This is a genomic window from Brevundimonas sp. FG8, assembly GCF_057808845.1.
This window is the reverse complement of record NZ_JBMDIU010000001.1, coordinates 419500-440469: the sequence shown is the minus strand read 5'-3', so window position 1 is coordinate 440469 and position 20970 is coordinate 419500. Positions and strand designations below refer to the sequence as shown.

21 protein-coding genes, 1 other RNA gene and 1 pseudogene are annotated in these 20970 nt (G+C 68.4%); 11 read left to right on the top strand and 12 right to left on the bottom strand.

The genetic code is table 11. The features are described from left to right. Window positions 1–6: 6 nt before the first annotated feature. The 8 genes and pseudogenes from ACODRV_RS02045 to ACODRV_RS02010 form a co-directional block, all read right to left on the bottom strand. On the bottom strand, window positions 7–828 hold the full coding sequence (locus ACODRV_RS02045) for a TIGR00282 family metallophosphoesterase (protein ID WP_439472132.1): 822 nt from the start codon (window positions 826–828) through the stop codon (window positions 7–9). A gap of 3 nt (window positions 829–831) precedes the next feature. Further along, window positions 832–1404 (bottom strand): 5-formyltetrahydrofolate cyclo-ligase, encoded by a 573-nt coding sequence (locus tag ACODRV_RS02040; protein ID WP_488907241.1) that lies wholly within the window; start codon window positions 1402–1404, stop codon window positions 832–834. Between the two features lie 129 nt (window positions 1405–1533). Continuing rightward, a non-coding RNA gene (ssrS, locus tag ACODRV_RS02035) (6S RNA) lies at window positions 1534–1696 on the bottom strand. Window positions 1697–1823: 127 nt separating this feature from the next. Beyond that, window positions 1824–2672 (bottom strand): annotated as a pseudogene (locus ACODRV_RS02030) (TIGR01777 family oxidoreductase); the annotation flags it as partial. Between the two features lie 520 nt (window positions 2673–3192). Next, window positions 3193–3858 (bottom strand): DUF4166 domain-containing protein, encoded by a 666-nt coding sequence (locus tag ACODRV_RS02025; protein WP_141626021.1) that lies wholly within the window; start codon window positions 3856–3858, stop codon window positions 3193–3195. Between the two features lie 21 nt (window positions 3859–3879). Next, window positions 3880–4392 (bottom strand): GbsR/MarR family transcriptional regulator, encoded by a 513-nt coding sequence (locus ACODRV_RS02020; RefSeq protein ID WP_205750849.1) that lies wholly within the window; start codon window positions 4390–4392, stop codon window positions 3880–3882. An 88-nt stretch (window positions 4393–4480) separates the two neighbouring features. After that, window positions 4481–4795 carry a cell division protein ZapA gene (locus ACODRV_RS02015; RefSeq protein ID WP_141626019.1) on the bottom strand — a complete coding sequence of 105 codons (315 nt, stop codon included), beginning with the start codon at window positions 4793–4795 and terminating at the stop codon, window positions 4481–4483. Continuing rightward, on the bottom strand, window positions 4795–5052 hold the full coding sequence (locus ACODRV_RS02010; RefSeq protein ID WP_141626018.1) for a hypothetical protein: 258 nt from the start codon (window positions 5050–5052) through the stop codon (window positions 4795–4797). The genes ACODRV_RS02015 and ACODRV_RS02010 overlap by 1 nt, the downstream gene beginning before the upstream one ends. A gap of 96 nt (window positions 5053–5148) precedes the next feature. Here ACODRV_RS02010 and tkt point away from each other — a divergent pair, with 96 nt between their 5' ends. Genes tkt through purT form a run of 4 tightly spaced genes read left to right on the top strand, consistent with a single transcriptional unit; the run spans window position 5149 to window position 9579 of the window. Next, a complete protein-coding gene (tkt, locus tag ACODRV_RS02005) occupies window positions 5149–7143 on the top strand; it encodes a transketolase (protein WP_141626017.1) in 1995 nt (664 codons plus the stop codon). A gap of 4 nt (window positions 7144–7147) precedes the next feature. Beyond that, window positions 7148–7543: a VOC family protein gene (locus tag ACODRV_RS02000; RefSeq protein WP_488907240.1), complete on the top strand. Its 396-nt coding sequence runs from the start codon at window positions 7148–7150 to the stop codon at window positions 7541–7543. After that, window positions 7543–8367 (top strand): alpha/beta hydrolase, encoded by an 825-nt coding sequence (locus ACODRV_RS01995; protein WP_488907239.1) that lies wholly within the window; start codon window positions 7543–7545, stop codon window positions 8365–8367. The genes ACODRV_RS02000 and ACODRV_RS01995 overlap by 1 nt, the downstream gene beginning before the upstream one ends. A gap of 15 nt (window positions 8368–8382) precedes the next feature. Beyond that, entirely contained in the window at window positions 8383–9579 is a 1197-nt protein-coding gene (purT, locus tag ACODRV_RS01990; RefSeq protein ID WP_488907238.1) for a formate-dependent phosphoribosylglycinamide formyltransferase, read from the top strand. Here the strand turns inward: purT and ACODRV_RS01985 are convergent. Genes ACODRV_RS01985 through ACODRV_RS01975 form a run of 3 tightly spaced genes read right to left on the bottom strand, consistent with a single transcriptional unit; the run spans window position 9550 to window position 12893 of the window. Then, a complete protein-coding gene (locus ACODRV_RS01985; RefSeq protein WP_488907237.1) occupies window positions 9550–10821 on the bottom strand; it encodes a S41 family peptidase in 1272 nt (423 codons plus the stop codon). The genes purT and ACODRV_RS01985 overlap by 30 nt on opposite strands. A 9-nt stretch (window positions 10822–10830) precedes the next feature. Further along, window positions 10831–12114, bottom strand: a complete 1284-nt coding sequence (locus ACODRV_RS01980) for a S41 family peptidase (RefSeq protein ID WP_141626012.1) — start codon at window positions 12112–12114, stop codon at window positions 10831–10833. A gap of 59 nt (window positions 12115–12173) precedes the next feature. Continuing rightward, entirely contained in the window at window positions 12174–12893 is a 720-nt protein-coding gene (locus tag ACODRV_RS01975; protein ID WP_488907236.1) for a hypothetical protein, read from the bottom strand. A gap of 130 nt (window positions 12894–13023) precedes the next feature. On the opposite strand from ACODRV_RS01975, the gene ACODRV_RS01970 reads away from it, so the two are divergent. From ACODRV_RS01970 to fba, 6 genes are all read left to right on the top strand, one after another. Further along, a complete protein-coding gene (locus ACODRV_RS01970) occupies window positions 13024–13743 on the top strand; it encodes a response regulator (protein WP_488907235.1) in 720 nt (239 codons plus the stop codon). Beyond that, window positions 13740–15272: an ATP-binding protein gene (locus ACODRV_RS01965; protein ID WP_488907234.1), complete on the top strand. Its 1533-nt coding sequence runs from the start codon at window positions 13740–13742 to the stop codon at window positions 15270–15272. The genes ACODRV_RS01970 and ACODRV_RS01965 overlap by 4 nt, the downstream gene beginning before the upstream one ends. Before the next feature lie 118 nt (window positions 15273–15390). Beyond that, window positions 15391–16398, top strand: a complete 1008-nt coding sequence (gene gap, locus ACODRV_RS01960) for a type I glyceraldehyde-3-phosphate dehydrogenase (protein WP_488907233.1) — start codon at window positions 15391–15393, stop codon at window positions 16396–16398. Then, window positions 16398–16757, top strand: a complete 360-nt coding sequence (locus tag ACODRV_RS01955) for a hypothetical protein (RefSeq protein WP_488907232.1) — start codon at window positions 16398–16400, stop codon at window positions 16755–16757. Before gap ends, ACODRV_RS01955 begins: the two co-directional genes overlap by 1 nt. Window positions 16758–16778: 21 nt before the next feature. Beyond that, window positions 16779–17972 (top strand): phosphoglycerate kinase, encoded by a 1194-nt coding sequence (locus tag ACODRV_RS01950; protein ID WP_488907231.1) that lies wholly within the window; start codon window positions 16779–16781, stop codon window positions 17970–17972. A gap of 141 nt (window positions 17973–18113) precedes the next feature. Beyond that, a complete protein-coding gene (gene fba, locus ACODRV_RS01945) occupies window positions 18114–19199 on the top strand; it encodes a class II fructose-bisphosphate aldolase (protein ID WP_141626005.1) in 1086 nt (361 codons plus the stop codon). A 23-nt stretch (window positions 19200–19222) separates the two neighbouring features. Here fba and ACODRV_RS01940 read toward each other — a convergent pair whose 3' ends face one another. After that, window positions 19223–19861: a DUF2799 domain-containing protein gene (locus tag ACODRV_RS01940; RefSeq protein ID WP_488907230.1), complete on the bottom strand. Its 639-nt coding sequence runs from the start codon at window positions 19859–19861 to the stop codon at window positions 19223–19225. 99 nt (window positions 19862–19960) lie between these two features. Here ACODRV_RS01940 and ACODRV_RS01935 point away from each other — a divergent pair, with 99 nt between their 5' ends. Then, complete coding sequence (locus ACODRV_RS01935; protein WP_488907229.1) at window positions 19961–20962, top strand: RluA family pseudouridine synthase; 1002 nt, start codon at window positions 19961–19963, stop codon at window positions 20960–20962. The last annotated feature ends 8 nt before the right edge of the window (window positions 20963–20970 follow it).

Genomic DNA, 20970 nt, shown 5'->3' with positions numbered 1-20970 from the left:
CGTCCGTCAGACGACCGGGATCGCCTGGCTGAGGCGTCCGCCGACGCGCAGGGGCTCAACGCGGGTGGCGAGGCCCGTGCGATCATCCGTCTCGACATAGACGCCGCAGATGGTCGCCGGGCCGTGGGCCGGGGTGTAGCGGCCGCCCGACAGACGGGTGGTGAAGCGCCGCAGCGGCTCCTCCTTCTCGTTGCCGATGACCGAGTCGTAGTCGCAGCAGCCGCCGGCGTCGGTCTGGTAGGCCGTACCGCCCGGCAGGATCTGGCAGTCGGCGGTCGGGACGTGGGTGTGGGTGCCCACCACCAGCGAGGCGCGGCCGTCGCAGAAATGGCCCATGGCCATCTTCTCGGAAGTCGCCTCGGCGTGGATGTCGACGATGATGGCGTCGGCGGCCATGCCCATGGGACAGGCGGCCAGTTCCTTTTCGACCGCGCTGAACGGGTCGTCCATCGGATCCATGTGGACGCGGCCCAGCACGTTCATGACGAGGATGGTGCGCCCCGACTGGGTCTCGAACAGGTTGGCCCCGGCGCCCGGGGCGTCCATCAGGCGCGGATAGTTAAGCGGACGGATCAGGCGCGGCTCGCGCACGATGTAGGTCAGGGCCTCGCGCTGGTCCCAGCTGTGATTGCCCAGCGTCAGGCAGTCGGCGCCGGCCATGAACAGCTCGTTGGCGGTGTGCTCGGTGATGCCGAAACCACCCGCGGCGTTCTCGGCGTTGACCACCACGAAGTCGAGCTTCAGGTCGCGCTTGAGCGCGGGCAGATGGTCGGACAGACCATCGCGGCCGGACTTGCCGACCACATCACCGAAGAAGGCGAGACGCATGTTTCAGAGTACCTTTCGGGCGGCGGTATAGCCGACCTCGGTCAGAACGCCATGCAGGCGTATGTCGTGCCCATCAATCGGGAGATCCTCGACCTGCTGTCCGGCGTAGGCGAAGCCGATGCGGATGGCGTCCGGAAGGGCGGCGAAGGTGCGGTCGTAGTAGCCGCCCCCTTGCCCCAATCGGCCACCCTGACCGTCGAAGGCCAGCAGGGGCGTAAGGATCAGGTGGGGGATCACAGCCTGCGCCAACGGAAGGGGCGCGGGAACTCCGGCTGCATCCGGCTCCAGCGGTTCGCCCGGCGACCAGAGTCGGAAGATCATGGCGGCGTCGGGCTGAAGCACCACCGGCAGGCAGAGGGCCCGACCCTGATGGATCAGGGCCAGCGACAGGGCGCCGGTGTCGAGTTCGGAGCCGATGGCGCGATAGACAGCGACCGGATCACCGGGCGGGAGGGCGTCGGCGTGGGCAGCGGCGCGGTCTGCGGCCTGAGGATCGAGCCCGGCCAGCCGCTTGCGCAGGGCGCGCATATCCGAGCGAAGCTGGCTCTTGTCCGTCATGAGGATCGCGTATCGCATCCGGCGCCCCTCCACCATCCTTCGCTTGCGGCTACGGATGATCCCCTCCCCAAAGGGGGAAGAACCGGGATCGCGCTCAAGCAGCGAGCGACCGCGTCGCGAGCGTTAGCGCACCAAGAAGGAAGGGGTGGCGGCGCCGTGAGAGCCGTGAAGGACGGTTTAAATCCTCTCGAGCCTGGGTAGCCAGGTGGGCTCCGCGTGCCCAACCCCACGAGGTCGGACAGGGGCAGATCCCTTCGAGTGAATTAAGGCCGCGAGGATATGTTGCCTTCGACGTGAGCCACAGCATGACCCGCCGTGAGGCAAGATAGTCGCTTGCCGCCCTTCGCGCCAGTGGCGGGACGCGGGCGGGCGCCGACAATGGCGCGCAGGGCATCCTCGACCTCCGGGTGACGGAAGCGGAAGCCGGTAGCCAGCGCCTGTCCCGGCAGGACGCGCTGTCCCCCGAGCAGAAGTTCCTCGGCGAAATCCCCGAAGGCGAGGCGCAGGGGCGCGGCGGGCGCGGCCAGCAAGGCCGGTCGGTTCAGGGCGCGGCCCAGCGCGCGGCTGAGATCGCGATTGGTGACGGGGTTGGGCGCCACAGCGTTCACGGGGCCGATGACGCGAGGCTCGGCCACGGCATGGAGGATCAGACGCACGCAGTCGTCCAGCGCGATCCATGACATCCACTGACGCCCCGAGCCCATCGGCCCGCCGACGCCGAACTCGAACGGGGTCAGCAGTTTCGACAGCATCCCGCCGTCAGCGCCGAGAACCAGACCAATCCGGACGGTGACGACGCGAACACCGAGGGCTTCTGTCCGCAGGGCGGCCTGCTCCCATGCATGGCACAGGCGGTGGCTGAAGCAGGGGTTGGCGGGACCGGTCTCATCCAGCGTCTGGTCCTGATGCAGGCCGTACCAGCCGATGGCGGAGCCGCTGACCAGCACCTCGGGCCGGACGCGCAGGCGGGCGATCAGACGGCGGACGTCGCGGGTCATCTTCAAACGGGACCGCAGGATGCGGCGACGCTTGTTCAGGGTCCACGGGCTGTCGCTGATCGGCTCGCCGGCCAGATTGATGACGGCGTCAATGCGGGCGTCGTCGGCGATCTGGCGCAGGTCGGTGACGACGGTGATCGGCGCGGAGAGGTCAGCGGCCTTCGGATTGCGGACGAGGGCGATGACCTCATGCCCGGCGCCGGTCAGGGCGGCGATGAGGCGGCGGCCGATGAAGCCCGTGGCGCCGGTGACCAGCACGCGACGGCGGCCGGGCAGCTCACGCCCCATGGCGGCGGGATCGGGCTGGACAAGCCGCTCAGAGCGGTTGCTCGCGGCCAGATCACGAAGGCCGAAGACGGCGACGCCGATGGCGGCCGCGGTCATCATCAGGCTCCACAGACCATGGGACACCCCCGTCAAGCCCGTCGGCGCGCTGATCCAGCCGACCAGCAGCGGGACCAGCAGGGTCAGGATGGCCCCGTAGTTCAGCGCCAGCAGGGTGTGGGTGACACGCTCGGAAGCCGGAAGGCGGCGGGTGCGGTCCTCCTCGACAAAGTCAGTCAGGGTGATGGCCACCTCGACCACCAGCAGGATCAGGACCGCCACGGCGAGCGCGCCCTTCGGCTCGGCCCAGCCGATAAGCAGGAAAAGCGCGGCGTAGATGAGGTTGCGCACGCCGTGCAGGCGAAGCTCGGACTTCTGCGACGGCTTCCACGCCAGTCGCTCGGTCAGTTCGTGGTGAAACAGGGTGTCGAAAGCGCCCATGGCGATCTGGAGCGCCACGAGGGTCCAGAGCAGGTCGGTCATTTCAGGCTTCGTCAGCCGGGGGATCCCGGAAAATCGCGTCCTGACCGAGCAGGCGGCCAAGCCACGGATGGTCCAGCGCGAGGGTGAAGGCGAAACGGCCCTGCCCCAGATCGCGATGGGTGATGGTCAGGGCGCCAGGCTCCGTCCAGCGCGGCACGCGCACGCGCAGGCCCAGCACGGTCGCGAAGTAGAAGGCGCTGCGGAAGACGAGCGCGCCGTCTTCGGCGGCGACGCTCAGGGCCATGCCGACGCCGGCGCCGACGTGTTCCTCAAGCCCGGTCGGGCCGGCGAAGCGCTTGGCGCTGTGGATCACCTGCGGGAAGCCGTCCTTGCGGACGTACATGCGGCTCCAGACCTGCCCCTGTCCGACGGCGTCTTCGGTGACGGTGACGACGCTGACGCCCGGATGGAAGACCAGCGGCAGGGGCGCACCGATCAGGCGGCAAGCCTGCGCCAGCAGACGGCCCATGAGGCTGACATGAACATGGGCGACCTCGCCCCGATAGACGACGGTGGCGCCGGGGCTCATGCGCTTGCTGAAGCGACGGCGCACGGCAAGCGGCAGGGCCGCCCATTCGGCGGCGGGGAGCAGGGCGCGGAAGCGGAGATCTGCGAGTTCCACCTGAACCGCATGCTCCGTGGTCGTGATCGCAGCGACGGCCCCCATCGTCCCCTCCCCTTTCCTGTCCTACTTGCCGCCGGGAATGAGGGCGGCGATGCGCGCCCCCAGTTTCAGCAGCGCCATCAGCTTGGGCCGAGCCACGGTGGTGATCTGGCCGTACCAGCGGTCGATGGTCTCGGTGAACTCGAGCATTTCCTTGAGCCGCTTCAGCGCGACCGGATGAACCGTTGGGTCCGTCTCGGCCTCGGCGACACAGGCGCGCAGCGTCTCCAGAGCGGGATCGATCTCCTTGGCCTTGCGACCGGCGGCGATGCGGGAGGCGACCTCCCAGACATCAGCCTCGGCCTCGAAGTGATCGCGACGGTCGCCGCGCACCGGCACCCGCCGGATCAGGTTCCAGGCCAGAAGCTCCTTCAGAGAGTTGGAGACGTTGGACCGTGCCATTTCCAAGGCGACGGCGATGTCTTCCGCCGTCATCGGCTTCTCAGCCGTCATCAGGAAGGCATGGATCTGGGCGACAGAACGGTTCACGCCCCAGAAGCCGCCCATCTCGCCCCAGTGCAGGACGAAGCGTTCCAATGGCGCAGGAATTTTCGTTATTTCTGTCATGACAGAAATATCAGACAGAAGAGACTGCGGGTCAACGCAACGCTGCTGCGTCAGGGCGTCACAGACCCTGGACGATCTTTTCGAGGCGCGCGGCGACAGCGTTGAGCGCCTCGGCCACGCCGTCATTGGACGGCGGCGCCGGTTCGGCGACGGGAGCCGCGCCGCCATTGGTGCGGGCCTCATGCAATTCGTCGGCCAGCAGCAGACCGGCCATGAGGAACAGGCGCAGGTCCCCGACGTGACCGACTTCGCCCGCCACCTGACGAACATGGCCGTCAAACTGGGACGCAAGAGCGCGCACGCGGTCTTCCTGACCATCCGCGCAGCCGACGGCGTAGGGTCGGCCGTTGATTTCGACGGTGACGGTAGCCATCAGCGCCCCTCCTGCTCGGAGAGGGTTTCGCGAATCGCATCGGCGGCGCGGGACAGGGCCTCGGCGGCGTCACGACCCGCGGACTCCAGCTCATGAATGCGGGCGCGGTCAGTCTCGCTGGACGGCTGGGGCGCGAACAGGTCGTCGTCGGGCACGCGGCTGGCGCCCGCGGCGCGGCTTTTCAGGTCCAGCAGGCGGCGTTCAAGCAGGGCCAGCGCCCTGTCGACACGATCCTTAGCGGCCGTTGCAGCATCCATCCGGTCAGAACCTCCAGATTCCGTATAGAACCCGCGCGCGCGTCGGGGTAAAGCGGCGCGCCTCCCTTTTTCCGCCTCCGACGAAAGGTCTCCACAGTGACCGACGCCAAAGCCGTACCCGCGAAAGCCACCCCGAAGCAGATGGCGGACGCGATCCGCGTACTGGCCATGGATGGCGTAGAAAAGGCGAAGAGCGGGCACCCCGGCATGCCGATGGGGATGGCGGACGTGGCGACGGTCCTCTTCTCGAAGTTTCTGAAGTTCGACGCGAGCCGCCCCGATTGGGCCGACCGCGACCGCTTCATTCTGTCGGCCGGTCACGGCTCGATGCTGATCTACGCCCTGCTGCACCTGACCGGCTACAAGGCCGCGACCAAGGAAGAGCTGTCGAACTTCCGTCAGTGGGGTTCGAAGACCGCGGGTCACCCCGAGTATGGCCACATGCCGGGTGTTGAAGTGACCACCGGACCGCTGGGTCAGGGTCTGGCTACCTCGGTGGGCTTCGCGCTGGCGGAACGTCATCTGGCGGCCAGGTACGGCGCCGATCTGGTGGATCACCGGACGTGGGTGATCGCCGGTGACGGCTGCCTGATGGAAGGCGTGTCGCAGGAGGCCATCGCGTTGGCCGGCCGTCTGAAGCTGAACAAGCTGCACGTCCTGTGGGACGACAACGACATCACCATCGACGGCAAGGTCTCCCTGTCGGACGTCACGGACCAGAAGGCGCGGTTCAAGGCCGCCGGATGGGCAGTCAAGGCCGTCGACGGCCACGACATGAAGGCCGTGAAGTCGGCCCTGCAATGGGCGACGAAGCAGGACAAGCCGACGCTGATCGCCTGCAAGACCAAGATCGGTCGCGGCGCCGCCACGATGGAAGGCAGCCACAAGACCCACGGCGCGGCGCTGGGCGCGGCCGAGATCGCGGCGACCCGGCTGGGTCTCAGCTGGGATCATGCCCCGTTCGAAATGCCGGAAAATGTCCTGTCGGCCTGGCGCAAGGTCGGCCGCAAGGGCGCCAAGGACCGCAAGGCATGGGAAGCCCGCCTGAGCGAGTCGAAACAGGCCGCCGACTTCACCCGCGCCATGAAGGGTGAACTGCCGGACGGCGCGTTCGCCAAGCTGGACGCGAAGATCGCAGAACTGGTCGAGACCAAGCCCGCCCAAGCGACCCGCCAGTCGTCGGGCGCCGCGCTGGACGAACTGTTCGCCGCGATCCCGGAACTGGTCGGCGGCTCGGCCGACCTGACCGGCTCGAACAACACCTTCGTCAAGGACACCCCGATCCTCGACGCCCCGACCTATGAAGGCCGCTACATCAACTACGGCATCCGCGAGTTCGGCATGGCCGCGGCGATGAACGGTCTGGCTCTGCACGGCGGGGTGATCCCGTATGGCGGCACCTTCATGGTGTTCTCGGACTACAGCCGTCCGGCGATCCGCCTCGGCGCCCTGATGGGCGTGCGCGCGGTGCACGTGCTGACGCACGACTCGATCGGTCTGGGCGAAGACGGCCCGACCCACCAGCCGGTCGAACATCTGGCCGCCCTGCGCGCCATTCCGAACCTGCTGGTCTTCCGCCCGGCGGACACCATCGAGGCGATGGAAGCCTGGAAGGTCGCGCTGCAGACCAAGGACGCACCGTCGGCGCTGTGCCTGTCGCGGCAGAAGACCGCCGCCGTGCGCGTCACCGCCTCGTCGGAGAACCTGACGGCCAAGGGCGCCTATGAACTGCGCGCCGCCAAGGGCGAGGCCAAGGCCACCCTGTTCGCCACCGGCACCGAAGTTCCGCTGGCGCTGGAAGCGGCCGACCGTCTGGAGGCCAACAACATCCCGACCCGCGTGGTCTCGGTTCCCTGCTTCGAGCTCTTCTTCGCGCAGCCCAAGGCCTATCAGGACAGCATCATCGGCCGCGGCACCGTGCGCGTCGCCGTGGAGGCCGCCCTGCAGCAGGGTTGGGAGCGCTTCATCGGCGAGGACGGCGGCTTCGTCGGCATGACCGGCTTCGGCGCCTCCGCTCCGGCGGAAGTGCTGTACGAGAAGTTCGGCATCACCACTGAAGCGGTGGTGGACGCGGTCAAGTCGCGGCTCTGATCCGATGAGCCGCCTCGGCGCCGTCAGCCTGCTGGTCCGCGACTACGACGAGGCCATCGCGTTCTATGTCGGCAAGCTGGGTTTCGACCTGACCAGCGACACCGACATGGGCGGCGGCAAGCGGTGGGTGACAGTGACGCCGAAGGGCGGGGACACAGCCCTGCTGCTGGCCAAGGCGACGACGCCGGAGCAGGTCACCCGCATCGGCGATCAGGCCGGCGGGCGGGTCTGGCTGTTTCTGGAGACCCAGGACTTCGCGCGGGATCATGCGGCGTGGACTGCGGCGGGGGTGACCTTCCGCGAGACGCCGAGGCATGAGCCGTATGGCGTGGTGGCGGTGTTCGAGGACCTGTATGGCAACGCCTGGGATCTGATCCAGCCCGCCGGAGAGGCCGCCTGATGTTCCGTATCGTCGTCGCTGTCGTTGCCCTGGCTTTCGCTGTTCCGGCGGCGGCGCAGACTGTCGAGCCGACGCCCATTGTGATCGGCCAGTCGTACGCCCTGCCCTCGGCGACATACGGCGCTACGCGGGAGATCAATGTCTGGCTGCCGCCCGGCTATGCGGAGTCCGGCCAGACCTATCCGGTGCTGTACCTGCTGGACGGCGGACAGGCGCAGGACTTCCACCACATCTCTGGCATCGCCCAATTGGGAACCATCGTCGGCACGACGCGCGACGTGATCGTGGTGGGCGTCGCATCCGTGGACCGGCGCAACGAGCTGGCCCTGCCGACGGAAGACGCGGACCTGATCGCGCAATATCCGACACAGGGACAGTCGGCCCGATTCCGCCAGTTCCTGAACGACGAGGTCCTGCCCTTCATCGAGGGGCGCTATCGCACCAGCGGCGAGAGCGCTCTGATGGGCGAGTCGCTGGCCGGTCTGTTCGTCGTGGAGACCTTCCTCAAGGAACCGCAGATGTTCGACGCCTGGGTCGCCGTCAGCCCCAGCCTGTGGTGGGACGGCGGACAGTTGGCGCGGCAGGCGGGCGCGCATCTGCGCGACCACTCGAACGACCCGCGCACCCTGATCCTGACCATCGGCGACGAGGGCGGAGAGATGCAGGCGGCGATGGATGTTCTGGTCGGCAATCTGCGAGACTTCGCCATGCCGGGCGTCAGCTGGACCTATGAGCCGCGCCCGACCGAGAGCCACGCCACCATCTATCATGGCGCCGCACTGGACGCCTTCCGGCGGCTGTACGCCCTGCCGCCCGCCAACTGACCGGAGACTGACCCCATGCGCCTCGGCACCCCGCTTTCCGACTCCGCCATTCGCGTGATGCTTCTGGGCTCGGGCGAGTTGGGCAAGGAGGTCGCCATCGAGCTGCAGCGGCTGGGCGCCGAGGTGATCGCGATTGATCGCTATCCGAACGCCCCGGCGATGCAGGTGGCGCACCGCAGCCACGTCATCCCGATGACCGATCCGCAGGTGCTGAACGGCCTGATCATGGCCGAGGCCCCGCACATCATCGTGCCGGAGATCGAAGCCATCGCCACGGACGTGCTGGCGCGGATCGAGGAAGCCGGGATGGCGACCGTGATCCCGACCGCCCGCGCGACCCAGCTGACCATGAACCGCGAGGGCATCCGTCGTCTGGCGGCCGAGGAACTGGGCCTGCCGACCAGCCCCTATGCCTTCGCCACCTCGGCCGCCCAATTGGCCGCCGCGGCGCATGAGATCGGCCTGCCGGTGTTCGTAAAGCCGGTGATGTCGTCGTCGGGCAAGGGCCAGTCGATGGTGGAGGCCATCGAGGACGCCCCCAACGCCTGGGCCTATGCGCAGTCGGGCGGGCGGGTCGAGACGGCGACGGTGATCGTCGAGGGCAAGATCGACTTCGATTTCGAGATCACCCTGCTGACCGTGCGCTCGAAGGCGGCGGACGGTTCGATCCGCACAGACTTCTGCGCGCCCATCGGCCACCGGCAGGTGAAGGGCGACTATGTCGAGAGCTGGCAGCCGCAGGCGATGACCGCCGCCGCGCTGGCCTCAGCACAGGATATCGGACGCAAGATCACGGACGTACTGGGCGGTCTGGGCGTCTTCGGGGTGGAGCTGTTCGTGAAGGGCGAACAGGTCTGGTTCTCGGAAGTCAGCCCGCGCCCGCACGACACCGGACTGGTGACGCTGGCCACCCAGACGATGAGCGAGTTCGCCCTGCACGCCCGCGCCATTCTGGGCCTGCCGGTGGATGTCAGCCAGCGTGAGCCGGGCGCCAGCGCGGTTATCTACGGGGGCATGGACGCGGTGGGCATCGCCTTCGAGGGTGTGGCCGAGGCCTTGTCGGTGCCGACCGCCGACCTGCGCCTGTTCGGCAAGCCGGAGAGCTTCGAGCGTCGCCGGATGGGCGTGGCGCTGGCGCGGGGCGCGGACACCGATCAGGCCCGCGAGCGGGCCCGTGAAGCGTCAGGGAAGGTCCGGCCGGTCGCCGGCTGACACCTCGATTGAAGCGGCCGCCCGCTCGCGCACGTTCGCCAGTGCGGCGTCCAGCGGCGGGTCCCGCCCATCGCGGACGGCGCGCCAATCGTCCGGCGCCACGACGTCCGGGATTACGCCGACCTTCTCCAGATTGCGTCCGGCCGGGGTGGTCATGACGATCATGCCGACGCGCAGAAGGCCGCCGTCCGGCAGGTTGATCGCGCGTGTTCCGGTGACCGCGCCGCGGGTGGTCTCGCCGACGACCACCGCCCTGCCCTTCTCCTGCATGACGCCGGACAGCAGTTCCGAGGCGCTGGCCGAGCCGGGCCCGACGATGATCGCGACCGGCCCGGCGTAGGGATGCGGCGCGGGATCGGCGAACATGCGCCGGTCGATGAATCGCCCCCGCAGTACGGTGATGTCCTGCTTGTCCGGGAAGAACCACGACTGGATGAGCCCCGCGAAGTTCAGACCACCGCCCCCGTTGGAGCGCAGGTCGATGATCAGGCCCGGCGGCGGGGTTTCGGCCAGCCGCTCCATCTCGGCCTTGAACTGATTGTATCGGGCCAGGTCGAAGTCATCGAAGCGGATATAGGCCACGCCGTCGGCCAGCGTCCGGGCCTCGAAGCGGGGGCGAGGTTCCAGCAGAACCGCCGTCAGGTCGAGCGTGCGCCGGGCCTGATCATCGTCAATGAAGACCACACGGTCCGTTCGACCCGCCACGGCTGGAGGCGCGACGAGGATCGGGAAGTCGTTGACGCTGTCGATCCGCCAGCCCGGCAGGACGCCGGCCTCGGCCGCGGGCGTGCCGGGGCGGACCAAGGCGACGACGCGGTCATCCCCGCGCGCTGTAACGACGACGCCGTACCCGGCCCGCGACTCGCCCAATTCGCGGGCGCGGACCATCTCGCGTTCGACCGGGCCGAGGGCATGCGTGTGGTCGTCGTCCAGCAGATCCAGCAGTTCGGTCAGCCGGGCATAGAACTGGTCTTCGTCAGGCGAGGAGACGGCTGCGGGGCGGCGGGCGGCCGCCTCCTGCGAGAAGGGCACGCCGCCGAAGTCGGGCTTGTAGAACAGCCGCTCGGTGTAACGGACCGCCGCATCCCAGACCTCACCATTCAGCGCCGCGCGCTCCGGCGAACCGTCAGCGACCCGCACCGGCGGCGGAAGCACATCGGGCTTGGCATAGGGAATGGAGGCGCAGGCCGCGAGCGACAGCGCCAGACCGACGAAGAGGATGCGCAGGCTGAAACGGGACATGCGCGCAGGCTAGAGCGAAGGCGCGGGATCAGCCAAGGCGGTTTCGCCGGACAGGAGAGTTATCGCGGCGTCCAGCGCCGGATCGCGGCCCTCGCGCCGGTCCAGACGGGTGGCGGACGCCTCCACATCCGGGATCACGCCACGTTTCTCCAGACGGACGCCGCCGGAGGTGACGAAATCCGACCGGCTGAGGGTTAGCCGCCCGCCGTCGGGCAGGCGGGTTTCCTGCGAGATCAGCACCGCGCCGGCGGTCCGTTCGCCCACGACGACGGCGCGCCCGGCCTCCTGCAAGGCGGCGGGGGTCAGTTCGGCGGCGGACCGGCTGTCGCTGTCGACCAGAACCGCGACCGGATTGGAGACTGGCGCGTCCAGATCACCGCAGCCGCCCGCGGTGCTCAGCACGATGTGGCGGCCCGAGCGCGGGGTGCGCGTCGCCCAAGCCTGATCACGCGGCAGGAAGCAGCTGAGAACCGCGTCGGCCTCCATCAGGCGTCCGCCGGGATTGCCCCGCAGGTCGATGATCAGATCTGTGTCCGGCGAGAGGTCGGCGAGTTCCTGCCCCATCCAGCGACCGAGACCGGCCTCAAACCCCTCGATCCGCAGGACCACCACGCCTGGGCGCGACCGGTCTGCGGCGAAGGCCGGCTGCGGCTCCATGACCACCGGGGTCAGGTCCAGCGCGTGCGGACGGTCCTCGTCATCCAGAAAGACCAGACTGAGAGTCCGCCCCTCGGTGACATCGACTTCCGGACTCCAGCCGTCTTCGCTGACGCGCAGCCGCCAGCCTTCCTGAACCCCGGCGGCTTCAGCGGGCGAGCCCCGCCGCACGGCCTCGATCCGGTAGTCGCCGTGGTGGACGGGATCGGGACGCAGGGACAGGCCGATGGCGGCGCGGCGCTGGCGCAGGGTGTCCTGCCGATGCGCGACGGCGGGCGATGAGGCCCCGGCATGGTCGTCATCAAGAAGGTTCAACATCTGGTCGATGACCAGATAGAGCGACCGGTCGTCGACGGCCTGCAGGGCCTGTGGACGATAGGTGCGACGCGCCGCGTCCCAATCGACGCCGTGCAGGTCAGGGTCATAGTACTGGGTCCGCACCTCGCCCCAGACCCGGTCGAACACCCGCTGGTTCATCCGGGCCCGTTCCCTTGTCGGGGATGACGCCGCGATGCCGAGCGGGGCGGTGACGACAGGCCCTTCCACCACCGGCGCCGCGAACGACGGCGCCGCGATGAGCGCAAGGCCCATCGCGGCTGACGCGGTCAGTCGTGTGACGAGACGACGGAAGATCATCCGTCCACGTTATGGTGCCGGTCGAGCGACGGCCAAATCACGAAATCGACGGGTGCGGATCACTCGTCGTCCGGAGTCTCGATGCGGTGGGTGAAGACTCGGACCTCGCCGTCGCGGCCCCGTTCGCCTTCCTCGATGAAGCCGGAACGATCCGCGTCCATGCGCGCGAAGGCTTCACGCAAGGGCGCGGTGAACTCGGCCTCGCTGATCTTGCCGTCGCCGTCCTTGTCGAGGTCGCGGTTTCCTGGACCATCGGCGGCATGGACCACGACGCGGCCTCCGTGAGGCAGGCTGCCGCCGGGACCGACGCCGTCGAACCGGATGACGCCGGGGCCGCCCCGACGGGGCCGCACGACCACCCGGGACCCGGCGCTGTCATCATCAGGCGAGATAAACACCACAGTCCGTCCGCCATCACGGCTGAAGCGGGCCGGGCTTTCGCCCGCCGGACCGGGACGGCGCAGTTCGAAGCGCTGGACCTCGCCGTCGCCGAGACGGCGGATCGTGACGCCGTCTTCGAGAGCGCCGGGACGCCGGGCCAGTTCGTCAGGCGAAAGACGACCATCTGCATCCTTGTCCAAGCGGTCGAAGGCGCCGTTCATCGGGGCTGCGAATTCCTCACGGGTGACCTGGCCGTCGTTATCGGCGTCCAGTTCGCCGGGCGCGCCGCCATCGGCGCCGAGGAAAACGACGCGGCTGTGCGCTTCGACGGGCGGCGGCGGGAGCGGCGCCGGCGGTTCCTGCAGGAGGGCGGCGGAAAGGGCGATCAGGGAGAGCATGGGGGTTCGGCTCCGAAGTTTCGATGCCCCCCTTTGGACCACCCGGCGCTTGCACAGATATTTCAACGTTCGCCCATAATATTTCAGCGCTGAAATGACGGCGCCGCCGTGCTCGGTCAGAATGGCTCCCATGCAAGTTGATACGTCCCGCGTTCTCGTCGTCGATGACGACCCCGGCATCCGTGAGGTGCTTTGTGATTACCTCGGTCAGCACGGCTATGAGGCCGTGGGCGCCGCATCCGCCGCCGAGATGGATCGCGCCATCGCGCTTCAGGCGCCGGACCTCATCGTGCTGGACCTGATGATGCCGGGCGAGGACGGCCTGTCCGTCTGCCGCCGCATCTCCGGCAAGGGCGTGCCGATCATCATGCTGAGCGCCATGGGCGAGGACATGGACCGGATCATCGGTCTGGAGCTGGGCGCCGATGACTATCTGGCCAAGCCGTGCAATCCGCGCGAACTGCTGGCGCGGGTGCGGGCGGTGCTGCGCCGTCCGCGCGAGGACGCCGTCAGCACAGGCGGCCCCGCCCTGAGCTTCGCGGGCTGGAAACTGGACCTGCTGCGTCGCGAACTGACGCGACCGGACGGCGAACTGGTCAGCCTGTCCGCCGGAGAGTTCGCCCTGCTGCGCGCCTTCGCCGAGCGGCCCGGCCGGGTGCTGACCCGTGACCAGCTGCTGGAGCGCGCCCGGGGCTCGGACGCCGATGTCTTCGACCGCGCAATGGACGTGCAGATCAGCCGTCTGAGGAAGAAGCTGGACGACGGGTCAGGGCTGGAGATGATCCAGACCCTGCGCGGCGAAGGCTATATGTTCGATGTGAAGGTCGAGCGTCTGAGGGGCGCCGCTTGAAACGTCCGAGTTCCTTCCCGGTCCTGTTCCAGGTCGCCGCGCTGGCGGTGCTGGCGCTGGTCCTGTCGCAAGCGGTGACCTTCGCGCTCGTGGTGCTGTCGCCAGACCCGAAGCCTGTGGGCTTCAGCATCGACGCGGCCAGCAAGGCGCTGAAGGGCGAGACGGCGGAGACCTCGGACGGCCGCCCCCTGCAGCGCCAGATCACTGATCAGCCGGTCAAGCGGACCGAGCGGGATTCCCACGACCCTGTCGCTCTGGCCATCGCCGCCTCGCTGGCTGACCGGTTGGGGGTGTCTGCGAACAAGGTGCGCGTCTCGGTCGAACGCGGCCCGCCGCGTCGCCGGGGCCCCAGCCCGGATGGTCCGCCGATCCGCATGAGGCCCGCGGGTGAGATCAACTACGTCTTCGTGCGCCCGGATGCCGTCGGAAAGTCCGGCGCGACCGAGAGCGAGGCCCGACGGACAGAGGGGCCGACAGCCACGTCGCCCACCGACGCCGCCACGCGCTTTCTCATGAGCCGCCCCGAGCGTGGCGGACGGATCGTGGTCAACTCCAGCGTCCAGCAGTTCACGATCCGGGCCGACCGGCTGACGTTCGCGCCCTTCACCGCCTCGGTGCAGCAGGACGACGGGCGCTGGGCGACGGTCGAGCCGCCGCACGGCCTGCTGTCACCCTGGCAGCAGCGGGTCCTGCTGGCGCTGGGCATCTCGGTCCTGCTGCTGGCGCCGCTGGTGTGGTGGATGGCGCAGAGGCTGACCCGCCCGATCCGGGTGTTCGCGGGCGCCGCCGAGCGTCTGGGCGCCGACCCGGAAGCCGAGCCGCTGACGCCCTCCGGGCCCTCGGAGGTGCGGACCGCCATACACGCGTTCAACGACATGCAGGCCTCTCTGCGCAATCACATGCGCCAGCGGACACAGACGGTGGCGGCGATCGCGCATGACCTGCGGACGCCCCTGACCCGCCTGCGCTTCCGCGCGGAATCGGCGCCGGACGCGGTGCGGGACCGGATGGTCGCGGATATCGAGGAGATGGACGCCCTGATCGCACAGGCCATGGCTTTCGTGCGCGGCGAGACGACGCCGGAACGCAGCGAGACGGTCGATCTGGACGCCCTGGCCGCCGACTGCGCGGCGGGCTTCGCCGAGACCGGCGCGGACGTGGTCTTCGACGGCGGCGCTCATCTGAACGTACTGGCGGACCCGGCGGCGCTGCGGCGGGCGTTGGACAATCTGATCGGCAATGCGGTGAAGTACGGCGGCGCGGCGCGGGTGAAGGCCTTCGCGCTGGATGGCCAGGCGGTCATCACGGTCGAGGATGACGGCCCCGGCCTGCCGGACGCCGAGCTGGAGGCGGTGTTCGAACCTTTCCGACGTGGCGAGCAATCCCGCAACCGGGAAACCGGCGGCGCGGGTCTGGGTCTGACCGTGGCGCGGCAGGCGGCGCGGGGCGCGGGCGGCGATGTGACGCTGGCCAACCGTCGCGGCGGCGGCCTGATCGCCCGGCTGGCCGTGCCCATGGGCGCGTCCTGACCGGCGGGGCGTTACAGTTCATCACGTCTTGTTACGGTCGCGGGGTTGAAACGCCGGGCTCTGGGTCTCATTGAAGCGCCGAACTATATTCCGGCATCACCCAAAGGGAGCCCCGCCCATGACCGTTCGCGTCGCCATCAATGGTTTCGGCCGTATCGGACGCCTCGTCCTGCGCTCGATCGTCGAGCACGGTCGTCGTGACATCGAGGTCGTGGCGATCAACGATCTGGGTCCGGTGTCCACCAATGCCCACCTGCTGAAGTACGACTCGGTCCACGGCCGCTTCCCCGGCACGGTCGAGCACGGCGACGACTGGATCGACGTGGGTCTGGGCAAGATCAAGGTGACGGCCGAGCGCGATCCGGCTAACCTGCCGCACAAGGAACTGAACGTCGACATCGCGTTCGAGTGCACCGGCATCTTCACCGCCCGTGACAAGGCCGAGGCTCACCTGAAGGCCGGCGCCAAGCGCGTGCTGATCTCGGCGCCGGGCGAGAACGCCGACAAGACCATCGTCTTCAAGGTCAACCACGAGACCCTGACCGCCGACGACATCATCGTCTCGAACGGCTCCTGCACCACCAACGCCCTGGCCCCGGTGGCCAAGGTGCTGAACGACCTGTTCGGCATCGAGCGCGGCTACATGACCACCATCCACGCCTACACCGGCGACCAGCCGACGCTGGATACGATGCACAAGGATCTGTACCGCGGCCGCGCCGCCGCCCTGTCGATGATCCCGACCTCGACCGGCGCCGCCAAGGCGCTCGGCCTCGTGCTGCCGGAACTGAAGGGCAAGCTGGACGGCTCGTCGATCCGCGTCCCGACCCCGAACGTCTCGGTCGTCGACCTGAAGGTCGTCGCCGGGCGCGAAGTGACGGCGCAAGAGATCAACGCCGCCCTGCAGGCTGCGGCCGACGGTCCGATGAAGGGCGTGCTGTTCACAACCAACGATCCAGTCGTGTCCACCGACCTGAACCACATCGCCGTCTCGTCGACCGCCGCCCTGCCGCAGACGCAGGTCGTCGACGGCAAGCTGGCCCGCGTGCTGAGCTGGTACGACAACGAGTGGGGCTTCGCGACCCGCATGAGCGACACCGCCCTGCAGATGGCGAAGTTCCTCTGATGCTGAAGCCGGGGCCCCGTGCCGGCCGGTTCCTGCATGGAATCGTGATCGTCATGGCAGCCCCGGTCGCGTCGATGGGCGTGACGCTGGGTTGCTTCATCCGAAATGTAGTCTTCTACCCCGCGATGTTCGGCCCAACGCTCGATCATAGAATGCCCGGAACGGGACTCGGCGCCTTCGCCGGATCGACGGTGTTCGCGTTGCTGGGAGCGCTATGGCTCGCCGCTCTCGTCGCATTTGTTCGACCCGCTCCCCGCTCACCGCTGACGATTGTTCTGACGGTGCTCGCGCTCCTCCTATTCGGGTTTGCCGCCCGGCAAAATTGGCTCATGGCCTATCCTGTCTGCAATCCTTTCTAATCTCTCGAGACCCGGCACCCCATGACCTTCCGCACCCTCGACGACGCCAAGGACCTCGCTGGCAAGACGGCGCTGGTTCGCGTGGACTTCAACGTCCCGATGGAGGCCGGAAAGGTCACCGAGGATACCCGCCTGCGCGTCGCCCTGCCGACGATCCAGAAGCTGCGGGACGCCGGCGCCAAGGTGGCGCTGCTGGCGCACTTCGACCGGCCCAAGGGCCAGCGGGTTTCGACCATGAGCCTGAAGCCGGTGGTCGAGCCGCTCGAAAACCTGCTGGGCGCGCCGGTGCGGTTCGCCGACGACTGCGTGGGCGATGTAGCCAAGGCGGCGGTGGCTGATCTGGACGCGGGCGGCGTGATCCTGCTGGAGAACGTCCGATTCCACGCGGGTGAGGAAAGCAATGACCCGGCCTTCGCCGCGCAACTGGCGGAACTGGGCGACGTCTATGTGAACGACGCCTTCTCCGCCGCGCACCGCGCCCACGCCTCGACCGAGGGTCTGGCCCGCCTGCTGCCCGCCTATGCGGGCGAGTCGATGCGCCGTGAACTGGATGCGCTGGACGCCGCGCTGGGCAATCCGCAGAAGCCGGTGATCGGCATCGTCGGCGGGTCGAAGGTCTCGACCAAGCTGGATCTGCTGAAGAACCTCGTCGGCAAGCTGGACCGCCTCGCCATCGGCGGCGGCATGGCCAACACCTTCCTGTTCGCCCAAGGGCACGATGTCGGCGCCTCGCTGTGTGAAAAGGATCTGGCCGACACCGCGCGCGAGATCATGGCCGAGGCCGAGGCCAAGGGCTGCGAACTCTTGCTGCCGGTCGATGTGGTGACGGCCAAGGGCCTGACGCCGGGTGTCGAGCCGGACGTGCGCGGACTGGACGCCATTCAGGCCGACGACCGCATTCTGGACGCCGGTCCCGAGACCGTCTCCCGTCTGATCGCGGCGATGGATGCGTCGAAGACCCTGATCTGGAACGGCCCGCTGGGCGTGTTCGAGGTGCCGCCGTTTGATCGCGCCACCGTGGCCGCCGCCCAGCACGCAGCGGAACAGGCCAAGGCCGGCAAGCTGGTCGCCGTGGCCGGCGGCGGCGACACCGTCGCGGCCCTGCATCACGCCAAGGTCGCCGACGACATGACCTTCGTCTCGACTGCGGGCGGCGCCTTCCTGGAGTGGATGGAAGGCAAGCCCCTGCCCGGCGTCGAAGCGCTTCAGGCCTGACGGCTCCACGGGCGTCGCTTGCCCGCCACAGGCCCGTTCTTCCTTGCAGGGACGGGCCTGCCCGGCTGTAACACGACGTGACTTCCATCCGTCGCCGGTCTAAACCCTGCCCAAAATCAAAAGGGCTCAGGAGACCACGCCATGGCGCGCATCACGCTGCGACAACTGCTCGATCACGCGGCCGAGGAAGGCTACGGCCTGCCCGCGTACAACATCAACAACATGGAGCAGGGCCTCGCCATCATGGAGGCCGCCCATGAGGTCAACGCGCCGGTCATCATCCAGGCCTCACGCGGCGCCCGTAGCTACGCCAACGACATCGTTCTGGCCAAGCTGATCGACGCCCTGGCCGAGCTGTACCCTCATATCCCGGTCTGCATGCACCAGGACCACGGCAACGGCCCGGCGACCTGCGCCACCGCCATCCAGTACGGCTTCACCTCGGTGATGATGGACGGCTCGCTGGAAGAGGACGCCAAGACCCCGGCCAGCTACGAGTACAACGTCGACGTCACCCGTCGCGTCACCCAGATGGCCCACAGCTGCGGCGTCTCGGTCGAGGGCGAGCTGGGCGTGCTGGGCTCGCTGGAAACCGGCATGGGCGAGGCCGAGGACGGCCACGGGTTCGAGGGCAAGCTGGACCACTCGGCCCTGCTGACCGACCCGGATCAGGCGGTCGATTTCGTGCGCGCCACCAAGGTCGACGCCCTGGCGATCGCTATGGGCACCAGCCACGGCGCCTACAAATTCAGCCGCAAGCCGGACGGCGAAGTGCTGGCCATGAACGTGATCGAGGAAATCCACCGCCGCCTGCCGGACACCCATCTGGTGATGCACGGCTCGTCGTCGGTGCCGCAGGACCTGCAGGACATCATCAACCAGTACGGCGGCCAGATGCCCCAGACCTGGGGCGTGCCGGTCGAGGAGATCCAGCGCGGCATCAAGCACGGCGTGCGCAAGATCAACATCGACACCGACAACCGGATGGCCATCACCGGCGCCATCCGCAAGGTGCTGGCCGAGAAGCCGGGCGAGTTCGACCCGCGCGCCTATCTGAAGCCCGCCAAGGAAGCCATGCGCAAGCTTTGCATCGAGCGCTATCAGCAGTTCGGCTGCGAAGGTCAGGCTTCGAAGATCAAGCCGCTGTCTACCGCCCAGATGGCCAAGCGCTACGCTTCGGGCGAGCTGGACCCGCACTTCGGCGGCGCCGCCTCGCGCGCGGCCTGATCCTGACGTGACCTACGGCGCTCTCACCAGGCGCCGTAGAGTCTCTGAAAGCGATAACGGACGTCGCGGGCGTTGCGCTCGGCGTCATCCACCTCATCCTGGGCCCGGCGCCAGCTGCGCTCGGTGTCCTCGCGCTCACGACGGATTTCCTGGATGCGGTTGCGGATCTGATCCCGCTGCTCATCGGTCAGGCCATCCTGACGCAGTTCGCGCTGTTTCGCCGTGATCTTGTCGTCGAGTTCGGCCAGTCGGCCGCCCAGACTGTCGACGCTGCTGCGAGCGGTGGAGACCGCCTGTTCGGCCGCATAGACCAGTTGACCATCCTGATAGGCAGGCAGGAAGTCCCGCTCCAGATCTTGAGGACAGACGCCATTGTAGGCGGCACCGCTGCGTCCCTGGGCGAAGCCGTTAGGCAGGGTGCAGTATCGTAGCACGCCCTGCGCCCAGCCGGCGCGATAGGCGCCGTCATCGGGAACGACACCATGCTTGCTGCACGCCTCGGCATGCTCCCCCAGACGGCTCTGGGCGTAGCCCGCCGCGCCGTCAGTGAAGCCGCGACCGCCCCAATCGCCGGCCATGCACTCTTCCGCGCTCATGGTCGCGCAACTGCCCAGCAGCGAGCCCGCGACAACCAAGGCCATACCGACGACAACCATGCGCATCGCGCCCTCCCCCGAAGACCGTCGATATTCTACCTTGCCGCCACGCTCGGTCCAAGACGGGTTTGACGCGCGCGGTCCGGCCCATGCTAGAGGTGCGGGGTGTCTGACGAACCCTTGCTGACGGAAGACGACGACGCCCCGGTGCTGGAGGCTCGCATCGAGACGGCGGGCGTGCGTCTGGACAAGGCCTTGGCCGAAGCCTTCCCGAGCCTGTCGCGGGCGCGTCTGCAAACGCTGCTGGGCGAGGGCGCGGTGACGTTCGACGGGGGCGTGATTTCGGGCGGCTCGTCCAAGGCGAAGGCAGGCCTGTACGCCATCACCCTGCCCCCGGTCGCGCCGGCCACGCCGCAGCCCGAGGCGATCCCGCTGGCTGTGCTCTATGAAGACGCGGACCTGATCGTCATCGACAAGCCCGCGGGCATGGCGGCCCATCCCGCGCCGGGCAATGAGACCGGCACACTGGTCAACGCCCTGCTGGCCCATTGCGGAGAGAGCCTATCGGGGATCGGCGGCGTCGCGCGACCGGGGATCGTGCATAGGCTCGACAAGGACACCTCCGGCGTCATGGTCGCCGCCAAGACGGATCGCGCGCATCAGGGGCTCTCGGCGCTGTTCGCTACCCACGACATTGAACGCACCTACATCGCCCTGACGCGCGGCGCGCCAAGTCCGTCGAAGGGGCGTATCGAGACCCTGATCGGTCGCTCATCCTCCGACCGCAAGAAGATGGCTGTGCTGAAGTCCGGCGGGCGCAACGCCATCACCGACTATGTGGTGGATCGAACCTTCGGAGAGCCGGCGCGGGCCGGCGGAGCGCCGCTGGCCGGGCGCGTCGCCTGCACCCTGCACACCGGACGCACGCATCAGATCCGGGTCCATCTGGCCTCGAAAGGCTCACCGATCCTCGGGGACCCTGTCTATGGCTCCGGCAGTCCCGCGGCCCCGGTGCGCGCCGCCGTTGCCGAGGCCGGATTGACCCGACAAGCGCTGCACGCGGCCGTCCTCGGCTTCGTTCATCCCGTTACCGGCGAGGCCCTGCGGTTCGAGACCGCGCCGCCCGCCGACATGCAGGCACTCGAAACCCTCCTCCAACACCTCTGAAGGTCGCC